The sequence below is a fragment of the Rhodococcus sp. O3 genome (assembly GCF_048897285.1).
Taxonomy (GTDB): domain Bacteria; phylum Actinomycetota; class Actinomycetes; order Mycobacteriales; family Mycobacteriaceae; genus Rhodococcus.
The window spans coordinates 1-6,463 of record NZ_JBMBTE010000187.1; the positions used below are offsets into that span (position 1 = coordinate 1).

A 6,463-nucleotide genomic window follows, 5' to 3' on the forward strand; every position below is an offset into this window, starting at 1 on the left:
ACGACTCACGCCCGCCAGCGGAAGTGGTGGCGGGCGTGAGATCCCGTGGAGGGGATGACGGGAATCGAACCCGCGTAGCCAGTTTGGAAGACTGGGGCTCTACCATTGAGCTACATCCCCGCGAGCAAGCGACTTCTGCCGGGATCGCCGTCTCCGTCGCTGCCGGATGAGACTGTACCGAACCTCGCTTTGGATTTCATAATCGGGGGGCCGTAGGATTCCTCAGCGGGTCCCCGGGCGGTCGACGGGAACCGGTTGGACGACGGGATGTGGCGCAGCTTGGTAGCGCATCCGCTTTGGGAGCGGAGGGTCGCAGGTTCAAATCCTGTCATCCCGACCAGAACGAACGGCGGCGGAGAATCGGCGCCCGTAGTGAGACCTAGACAAGAGCACGACACAGAAGGAGCATGTCCGTGAAGAGCACCGTCGAGCAGCTCAGCCCGACGCGAGTCCGTATCAACGTTGAGGTGCCCTTCGAGGAGCTCCAGCCTGATTTCGACCGCGCGTTCAAGGCTCTCGCCAGCCAGATCCGCCTGCCCGGCTTCCGTCCCGGCAAGGCTCCCCGCAAGCTGCTGGAGGCTCGTGTCGGCCGCGGTGCCGTGCTCGAGCAGGTCGTCAACGACGCGATCGGCCCCCGCTACAGCGAGGCCGTGACCGCCAACGACGTCAAGGTCATCGGCCAGCCCGAGATCGAGCTCACCAAGATCGAGGACAACGTCGAACTGGCGTTCACCGCCGAGGTCGATGTCCGCCCCGAGATCACCCTCCCCGATTTCTCCGGGATCGCCGTCACCGTCGATCCCGTCGAGATCACCGACGAGGACGTCGCCGAGCAGCTTCTGTCGCTGCGCCAGCGCTTCGGCACCCTCAAGGGCGTCGAGCGGCCCGTGCAGGACGGCGACTTCGTCTCCATCGACCTTTCGGCGACCGTCGACGGCGAGCCCGTCCCGGAGGCCGCGACCGAGGGCCTGTCCCACGAGGTCGGCTCCGGCCAGCTCATCGAGGGCCTCGACGAGGCCGTCATCGGCCTCGAGGCCGGTGGCTCCACCGAGTTCACCTCGAAGCTCGTCGCCGGTGAGTTCGCCGACAAGGAAGCCGTCGTCACCGTCAAGGTGAACTCCGTCAAGGAGCGCGAGCTTCCCGCCGAGGACGACGACTTCGCGCAGCTCGCGAGCGAGTTCGACACCCTCGACGAACTGAAGGCGGACCTGCGTGAGCGCGTCGAGCGCGTCAAGCAGGTCGAGCAGGCCGGCCAGATCCGGGACAAGGTTCTCGAGGCTCTCCTCGAGGCCGTCGAGGTCCCGCTGCCCGAAGCCGTCGTTCAGGCCGAGGTCGACAGCGCGCTGCACGACGCCATCCACGCGCTCGACCACGACGAGACCAAGCTCAACGAGCTGCTCGAGGAGCAGGGTTCGAGCCGCGAGGAGTTCGACAAGGACGCCCGCGAGTCCGCCGAGCGTTCCGTCAAGACCCAGCTGCTGCTGGATGCGATCGCCGAGGCCGAGGGCACCACGGTCGAGCAGCAGGAGCTCACCGAGCGCATCTTCTTCCAGGCACAGCGCTACGGCATCCCGCCGGAGCAGTTCATCCAGCAGATCAGCCAGGCGAACCAGCTCGGCGCGATCTTCGCGGACGTGCGTCGCGGCAAGGCGCTCGGCAGCGTCGTGAACAAGGCGACCGTGACCGACACCACCGGTGCGACCGTCGACACCGAGTCGCTGTTCGGTTCGAAGACCGAAGAGGGCGCAGCGGACGAGGCCGCCGAGGGTGCAGCGGACGAGGCTGCGGCCGACGAGTCGGCCGAGTAGAACGCGCTGATCGTTCCGCTGTAAGCGAATTGGGGCGGCACCGGGCATCCGGTGCCGCCCCGCTTTCGTTAGTGTCTGTGTCAGCAATCCACGATTGACGAGAAGGCAGGTACCGTGACTCCTCAGAATCCGGCGACATCCATCGGTCCGACGATGACCTCGGCCACCGCTGGGCTGAACCTCAGCGACTCGGTCTACGAGCGCCTGCTCCGCGAGCGGATCATCTTCCTCGGTACCCAGGTCGACGACGACATCGCCAACAAGCTCTGCGCCCAGATCCTGCTGCTCGCGGCCGAGGATCCGGAGCGCGACATCTCTCTCTACATCAACTCCCCGGGTGGTTCGGTGACCGCCGGCATGGCGATCTACGACACCATGAAGTTCGTCGAGTGCGACGTCGCGACGTTCGGCATGGGCCTCGCCGCCTCGATGGGACAGTTCCTGCTGTCCGCCGGTACCAAGGGCAAGCGGTACGCGCTTCCGCACGCGCGGATCATGATGCACCAGCCGTCCGCGGGCATCGGTGGTACCGCCAGCGACATCGCGATCATGGCCGAGCAGTTCGCGCACACCAAGCGGGAGATGGCCGAGCTCATCGCCGAGCACACGGGTCAGACGGTCGAGCAGATCACCGCCGACTCCGACCGTGACCGTTGGTTCACCGCGGCCGAGGCGCTCGAGTACGGCTTCGTCGACCACGTCGTGTCCCGGGCCGCGCAGGCCGGCGGCACCGGCAACTAGCCGACCCCGACGATCCGTCCCCCGCATCACGAACTTCTTGGAGAAGCGATGACCAACCTTTTCGATCCCCGCGCTCTGGGCGGAGCCGCACCGGCCGGCCCCTCCTCGCGCTACATCCTTCCGTCGTTCATCGAGCACTCGAGCTACGGCGTCAAGGAATCCAACCCGTACAACAAGCTGTTCGAGGAACGCATCATCTTCCTCGGCGTGCAGGTCGACGACGCGTCGGCCAACGACGTCATGGCGCAGCTGCTGGTTCTCGAGTCGCTCGACCCGGACCGCGACATCACCATGTACATCAACTCGCCGGGTGGCTCGTTCACGTCGCTGATGGCGATCTACGACACCATGCAGTACGTGCGCGCCGACATCACCACCGTGTGCCTCGGCCAGGCCGCCTCGGCCGCGGCCGTGCTGCTCGCCGCCGGCACCCCCGGCAAGCGTCTCGCACTGCCGAACGCCCGCGTGCTCATCCACCAGCCCGCCACCGGCGGTATCCAGGGCCAGGTCTCCGACCTGGAGATCCAGGCCGCCGAGATCGAGCGCATGCGTCGCCTCATGGAGACCACGCTGGCCAAGCACACAGGCAAGGATCCCGACCAGATCCGCAAGGACACGGACCGCGACAAGATCCTCACCGCGGCCGAGGCCGTCGAATACGGCCTGATCGACAGCGTGCTCGAGTACCGCAAGCTCTCGGCACAGAAGTGACCGGCACGGCCCGGTCCGAGGCACCGCCATCGCGGGCTTCCGGACCGGGCCGGTCCACACGCGGCGGAACGAGATCCCGGTGCGCCGCACGAAGAAAACACTGTGCGCCGCATGAAGAAACCACAGTGCACCACACAAATATGACCTTCGAAACGCGGACAACAGGTCGACCTGCGTGGTGATCTCCGGGTACGGTCGAACCGAGGCGCGCTCGCCGGACCGGCACTGTCGGCGGTCCCGGGGTCGGTTGCACGCACACGAGGAAGTAGGGGACCTGACAGATGGCACGTATCGGTGATGGCGGAGATCTGCTCAAGTGCTCGTTCTGCGGAAAGAGCCAGAAGCAGGTCAAGAAGCTCATTGCAGGCCCCGGTGTCTACATCTGCGACGAGTGCATCGATCTCTGCAACGAGATCATCGAGGAAGAACTGGCCGAATCCAGCGAGGTCAAGCTCGACGAGCTGCCCAAACCGGCCGAGATCCGGGAATTCCTCGACAACTATGTGATCGGCCAGGACTCGGCGAAGCGAACCCTCGCGGTCGCGGTCTACAACCACTACAAGCGCATCCAGGCGGGCGACAGGACCCGCGACGCGCGCGGCGAGACCGTCGAACTCGCCAAATCCAACATCCTGCTGCTCGGCCCCACCGGCTGCGGCAAGACCTATCTCGCGCAGACGCTGGCGAAGATGCTGAACGTGCCGTTCGCCATCGCCGACGCCACCGCCCTCACCGAAGCCGGCTATGTCGGCGAGGACGTGGAGAACATCCTCCTCAAGCTCATCCAGGCCGCTGACTACGACGTCAAGCGGGCCGAGACCGGCATCATCTACATCGACGAGGTCGACAAGATCGCCCGCAAGAGCGAGAACCCCTCGATCACCCGCGACGTGTCGGGGGAGGGCGTGCAGCAGGCGCTGCTGAAGATCCTCGAGGGCACGCAGGCGTCGGTGCCGCCGCAGGGCGGACGCAAGCACCCGCACCAGGAATTCATCCAGATCGACACCACCAACGTGCTGTTCATCGTGGCCGGTGCGTTCGCGGGCCTCGAGCGGATCGTGTCCGACCGCGTGGGCAAGCGCGGAATCGGTTTCGGCGCCGAGGTGCGCTCGAAGGCCGAGATCGACACCACCGACCATTTCGCCGAGGTCATGCCGGAGGACCTGATCAAGTTCGGTCTGATCCCCGAGTTCATCGGTCGCCTGCCCGTCGTGGCGTCGGTGACGAACCTCGACAAGGACTCGCTCGTCCAGATCCTGTCGGAGCCGAAGAACGCCCTCGTCAAGCAGTACGTCCGCTTGTTCGAGATGGACGGGGTGGAACTCGAGTTCACCATCGACGGGCTCGAAGCGGTCGCGGATCAGGCGATCCTGCGCGGCACCGGTGCCCGCGGCCTGCGCGCGATCATGGAGGAAGTGCTGCTGCCGGTGATGTACGACATCCCGAGCCGCGACGACGTCGAGAAGGTTGTGGTGACCGCGGAGACCGTCACCGACAACGTGCTGCCGACGATCGTGCCCCGCAAGCAGGACCGCGAGCGTCGCGACAAGACCGCGTAGGTTCCGAACTTCGACGGCTCCGAACTTCGACGACCACGGCCCCCGGCATCTGTCGGGGGCCGTGGTCGTCGCCGGGGGCTCAGCGAAGTTTGACGCTACCGCCGTCGACCATCAGCGTCTGACCGGTCATGTACGAGGCGTCCTCGCTGGCGAGGAACACCGCGACGCGGCCGATGTCCGACTCCGGGTCGCCGAAGCGGCCCAGCGGTGTCTTCGACAGCAGTGCCCGCTCGACGCCGGGGTTCGCCTCGATGTATGCCTGGACGCCCTCGGTGAGCGCCAGCGGGGAGATGATGTTGACGTTGATGTCGTCGGCGGCCCACTCGTTGGCCGCGACCCGGCTGATCGCGCGGATCGCCTCCTTGGCCGCGGCGTAGGAACTCTGCGTCACGTTGCCCTCGATGCCGGCACCGGACGCGAAGTTGATCACCGAACCGCGGTTCGCGGCCAATTGAGCGTGCGCGGCCTTCATCAGCCGGAAGGTCGGGTAGAAGCCCGTTCCGAAGGACAGGTCGAGCATTTCCTGCGTGGTCTCGAGCAGCGGCGCCTGCCTCGACGCGTGCGCGTTGTTGACCAGCACGTCGATCTTCCCGAAGGCGTCGACTGCTGCCGCCACGATCCGGTCGGCGCTCGCCTCCTCGGAGATGTCCGCTTCGAGGAATCGCGCTGTGCTGCTCCCCAGTTCGTCTTCGAGTGCGGCACCCGCGGTCGCGTCGACGTCGACGAACAGAACCTTCGCGCCCTCCTTGGTGAACGCGCGGACGATGCCTCGTCCGATTCCACCGGCGCCGCCGGTGACGATCGCAACCTTGCCTGCAAGCCTCATGTCGTGCGTCTGCTTTCGGTCTCGGAGCCGGTCAGTCGACGGCGAGTGCGGGCTTCTCCAGCTCGGCCACGCTGTACGCCGAGTACGTTTCGTACTTGCCGCGGCCGGTGAAGTAGGTGGACAGCTGCTCGTCGAGTTCGTTCACCGTGAACTCGGATCCCGCTGCGTCGAAACGGTTCTCGACCTTCGGTGACGCCATGAGCGCGACCATCTTGCCGTACACGACGAAGACCTGGCCGGTGATCTCGTGGGACGCGGGCGAGGCCAGGTAGGACACCAGGGTCGCGACGCGCTCGGGTGCGAGGGGATCGAGTCCGCCGTTCGAGTTCTCGTTCTCGCCGAACGTCCCGGCGGTCATCGCGGTCCGGGCGCGCGGGCAGATCGCGTTCGCCGTGACACCGTAGCGGGCCAGGCCCTGCGCGGTGGACAGGGTCAACGCGGTGATTCCCGCCTTGGCCGCCGAGTAGTTGGGCTGCCCGGCCGAACCGAACAGGAATGCCTCGGAAGAGGTGTTGACCACTCGGCCGTAGACGGGGGCGCCGGCGGCCTTGCTCGCATTGCGCCAGTGCACGGCGGCGGCGTGCGAGGTGGCGGCATGGCCCTTGAGGTGGACGCGGATCACGTCGTCCCAGTCGGACTCGGACAGGTTGAAGATCATCTTGTCGCGCAGGATGCCCGCATTGTTGACCAGGATGTCGAGGGAGCCGAACCTGTTCACGGCCTCGTCGACGAGGCGGCCGCCGAGCGCCCAATCGGAGACGTCGCCGGTGACGGCGACCGCCTGGCCTCCGGCCGCGGTGATCTCGTCGGCGACGTCG

At 66.4% G+C, this 6,463-nt stretch carries 6 protein-coding genes and 2 tRNA genes; 5 read left to right on the forward strand and 3 right to left on the reverse strand.

The window, feature by feature from the left end; genetic code table 11:
* Positions 1-46: 46 nt before the first annotated feature.
* Positions 47-120 (reverse strand) — tRNA-Gly (locus ACN675_RS26865).
* A 143-nt stretch (positions 121-263) separates the two neighbouring features.
* On the opposite strand from ACN675_RS26865, the gene ACN675_RS26870 reads away from it, so the two are divergent.
* The 5 genes from ACN675_RS26870 (at position 264) to clpX (ending at position 4,819) form a co-directional block, all read left to right on the forward strand.
* Positions 264-340, forward strand: a tRNA-Pro gene (locus tag ACN675_RS26870).
* Positions 341-413: 73 nt separating this feature from the next.
* Positions 414-1,808 (forward strand): trigger factor, encoded by a 1,395-nt coding sequence (tig, locus tag ACN675_RS26875; protein WP_420753722.1) that lies wholly within the window; start codon positions 414-416, stop codon positions 1,806-1,808.
* A 114-nt stretch (positions 1,809-1,922) separates the two neighbouring features.
* Positions 1,923-2,549 carry an ATP-dependent Clp protease proteolytic subunit gene (locus tag ACN675_RS26880; protein WP_197251982.1) on the forward strand — a complete coding sequence of 209 codons (627 nt, stop codon included), beginning with the start codon at positions 1,923-1,925 and terminating at the stop codon, positions 2,547-2,549.
* A gap of 48 nt (positions 2,550-2,597) precedes the next feature.
* Positions 2,598-3,260: an ATP-dependent Clp protease proteolytic subunit gene (locus ACN675_RS26885; protein ID WP_420753723.1), complete on the forward strand. Its 663-nt coding sequence runs from the start codon at positions 2,598-2,600 to the stop codon at positions 3,258-3,260.
* Between the two features lie 281 nt (positions 3,261-3,541).
* Positions 3,542-4,819 (forward strand): ATP-dependent Clp protease ATP-binding subunit ClpX, encoded by a 1,278-nt coding sequence (gene clpX, locus ACN675_RS26890; protein WP_420753724.1) that lies wholly within the window; start codon positions 3,542-3,544, stop codon positions 4,817-4,819.
* Between the two features lie 79 nt (positions 4,820-4,898).
* Here clpX and ACN675_RS26895 read toward each other — a convergent pair whose 3' ends face one another.
* Both ACN675_RS26895 and ACN675_RS26900 read right to left on the reverse strand, forming a co-directional pair.
* A complete protein-coding gene (locus ACN675_RS26895) occupies positions 4,899-5,645 on the reverse strand; it encodes an SDR family NAD(P)-dependent oxidoreductase (protein ID WP_420753725.1) in 747 nt (248 codons plus the stop codon).
* A 31-nt stretch (positions 5,646-5,676) separates the two neighbouring features.
* A partial coding sequence (locus ACN675_RS26900) for an SDR family NAD(P)-dependent oxidoreductase (protein ID WP_420753726.1) occupies positions 5,677-6,463 on the reverse strand: 787 nt, incomplete at its 5' end.